This is a genomic window from Mesobacillus zeae (assembly GCF_003570705.1).
Taxonomy (GTDB): domain Bacteria; phylum Bacillota; class Bacilli; order Bacillales; family Cytobacillaceae; genus Mesobacillus_C; species Mesobacillus_C zeae.
In genome coordinates this window covers 1-2,166 of the sequence record NZ_QWVT01000073.1, presented here as the reverse complement: position 1 = coordinate 2,166, position 2,166 = coordinate 1, and the positions used below count along the sequence as shown (strand labels likewise).

Here is a 2,166-nt window from a genome sequence, read left to right as displayed (position 1 = left end):
ATGGGGCTACCATGGGACTGTTGGCAGAAGACTTCATGAAGGCATATGAAGGAGAAACACTAGTAGCAGAAGAGATCCAGTACAAAGAATACGCATCATGGGAAAGAGAACAGAAAGTAAATGGAGTATGGGAAGAACAAAAAACCTATTGGAAGCAAGAATTTGCAGGAGAACTTCCTGTATTAGAGCTCCCGTTAGATGGTGTTAGAAGCCAGATCGAGAACAACGAAGGAGATCGAATCCGATTTGAGATCGAAGAAGGAATCGTCACAGGCTTAAGAGAAACGATGTCCCGCCTTGGTGGAACGCTGTTTATGGGACTCATGGCCGGCTACAGCATCTTGCTATCCAAGTATAGTGGACAGGAAGACATTGTGATCGGGACTCCGATCGCTGGAAGAAGGCATGCAGAGCTAGAAAAAGTAGCTGGAATGTTTGTCAATACACTAGCGTTTCGAAGCTATCCTGAAGGGGATAAGAGAATCGAAGATTATCTCCTTGAAGCCAAGCAAAAACTAGTCCAAGCTTACGAAAACCAAGAGTACCCATTTGAGGAACTCGTTGAAGAAGTGAATGTAAAGAGAGATCTCAACCGAAATCCATTATTCGATGTCATGCTCGTTTTACAGAATACAGAACAACATGAACTAGAAATGGATGGGACATTAATTAGTCACTATGAAATAAATAGAAAAGTATCCCAACTCGACATCACATTAAGCATGGAAGAAGTACAGGGCAAGCTGATCTGCGAAATGGAATATCGGAGTCAATTATTTAGAAGTGAAACCATCGAACAAATGATGAAGCATTATGTAAAGACTTTAATCGAAATCAGCATAAAGACAGATCAAAGACTCAGGGATATCGAAGTACTAGACAAAGAAGAGAAAGAGCAACTATTAAATAAATTTAATGATACAAAGGTTGAATATCCTCACGAGCAAACAGTCATAGACTTATTTGAGGAGCAGATAAAGGCACATCCTTCACAGGTGGCACTTGTACATGGCGCTGCAAAAATCACCTATGAGGAATTGTCTGAGAGAGTAAATAAATTAGCCCAAGCCCTGATAAATGAGGGGGTGCAAGTTGAAACAATTGTAGCGCTGATGGTGGATAGATCTATTGATATGATTGTAGCTATACTTGCCATACAAAAAGCAGGTGGAGCGTACCTTCCTATAGATAGTAGTTATCCAAAAGAAAGAATAGAGTATCTCTTAGAAGATAGTGAGTGTAAATTTTTACTTGCCAACTTTACGAAGATTGATGATCTTCATCTAAATTATTCTGGAAACATATTGAACATAACGAGCCTTGAAAATCAGAAGATTGAACAACTGCATTTAGAGCAACGAAGAAACGAATTAACATCTCAAAATCTTGCTTATGTTATTTATACATCTGGAAGTACAGGGAAACCAAAAGGTGTAATGATTGAACATAGGAGCTTATCAAACCAAATTCTCGGACTAATGCAAGATTTCGGTTATGAGAATATGAAAAATCATATGCTCTATAGTAAAGCTGTATTCGATGTATCTGTACAGCATATCTTTACCGCATTATGTAGTGGCTCTACCTTACATGTAATGACTGAAAGAACTGAATCAGATTACGAGTCCCTGTATGAATATGTGATTCAAAATGAAGTTGCATTCATAGATATGGTGCCTGCTCAAATGGAGCAAATCGTAAATAATATAAACTCTAGCTCTAAAGGGTTACGATTTGTCCTAGGAGGAGAAGCATTTCCATCCTCATTATACAGAAAGCTTTCACATCATATAGATGCGGCTAATATTTATAACGTATATGGTCCTACAGAAACAACGATTAACGCATTGATTTATCAATGTGACGGTACAGAAAATAAAAAAACAATCCCAATTGGTAAACCTGTAAGAAACTATCGTGCTTACATTTTAGGGGCAAATCATGAACTCTTACCTATTGGAGTCGTCGGAGAATTATGTATTGCTGGTGTTGGTTTGGCTCGTGGTTATTTAAATCGTCCAAGTTTAACAGCTGAGAGGTTTGTAGAAAACCCCAACGTAGACAATGAAAGAATGTACAAAACCGGAGATTTGGTCAGATGGACTCACGATGGCCATATTGAATACCTCGGCCGAATCGATCACCAAGTCAAAATACGAGGGTACA

Annotated in this window: 1 protein-coding gene; it reads left to right on the top strand. The window is 38.7% G+C overall.

Annotated elements, in window-relative coordinates; all coding sequences use genetic code 11:
* Window positions 1–35: 35 nt before the first annotated feature.
* Window positions 36–2,166: non-ribosomal peptide synthetase (locus D1970_RS21955; RefSeq protein WP_259339736.1), on the top strand; the 2,131-nt coding region annotated here is incomplete at its 3' end.